This is a genomic window from Paraburkholderia oxyphila NBRC 105797 (assembly GCF_000685075.1).
Classification (GTDB): Bacteria; Pseudomonadota; Gammaproteobacteria; order Burkholderiales; family Burkholderiaceae; genus Paraburkholderia; species Paraburkholderia oxyphila.
On sequence record NZ_BAYD01000287.1, the window covers coordinates 1 to 1,024 of the forward strand.

Sequence of the window (1,024 nt, forward strand, 5' to 3'; positions counted from 1 at the left end):
CCACCGTCGAGGTCGTGCAGGCCGGCGAATCCTATAGCGACGCCTACGCGCACGCCGTGCGCCTGCAGGAGGAACGCGGGCTGACCTTCGTGCATCCGTTTGACGATCCGCATGTGATCGCCGGCCAGGGCACGGTGGCGATGGAAGTGCTCAGCAAGCATCAGGCCCCGATTCATGCGATCTTTGTGCCGATCGGCGGCGGCGGGCTGGCCGCGGGCGTGGCCGCCTACGTCAAGGCGGTGCGCCCCGAGATCCGCGTGATCGGCGTGCAAACCGACGATTCGTGCGCGATGGCGCAGTCGATGAAGGCGGGCCAGCGCGTCGAGCTGAGCGAAGTCGGCCTGTTCTCGGACGGCACGGCGGTCAAGCTCGTGGGCGCGGAAACCTTCCGCCTGTGCCAGCAATATCTGGACGACGTGCTCACCGTCGACACCGACGCGCTGTGCGCCGCCATCAAGGACGTCTTCCAGGACACGCGCAGCGTGCTGGAACCAGCGGGCGCGCTGGCCGTGGCGGGCGCCAAGCAGTACGCCGAGCGCGAAGGCATCGAGGGCAAGACGCTGGTGGCGGTCACCTCGGGCGCGAACATGAACTTCGACCGCATGCGCTTCGTGGCCGAGCGCGCGGAGGTGGGCGAGGCGCGCGAGGCGGTGTTCGCGGTGACGATCCCCGAGGAACGCGGCAGCTTCAAGCGATTTTGCGAGCTGGTGGGCACGCGCAGCGTGACCGAATTCAACTACCGCATCGACGACGCCGAGCGCGCGCACATCTTCGTGGGCGTGCAGATCCGCAACCGCGGCGAGTCGCAGACCATCGCGCAGGCCTTCGTCGATCACGGTTTCCCGTGCGTCGATCTCACTGGCGACGAGCTCTCCAAGCAGCACATCCGCTACATGGTGGGCGGGCGCTCGCCGCTCGCGCACGACGAGCGCCTGTTCCGCTTCGAGTTCCCGGAGCGCCCGGGCGCGCTGATGCGCTTCCTCTCGTCGATGGCGCCGAACTGGAACATCAGCCTGTTCCACTA

Annotated in this window: 1 protein-coding gene; it reads left to right on the forward strand. The window is 67.9% G+C overall.

Features of this window, described 5'->3' with window-relative positions; all coding sequences use genetic code 11:
• On the forward strand, nucleotides 1–1,024 hold a 1,024-nt coding region (gene ilvA, locus BO1_RS48970; protein ID WP_028223795.1), incomplete at both ends, for a threonine ammonia-lyase, biosynthetic.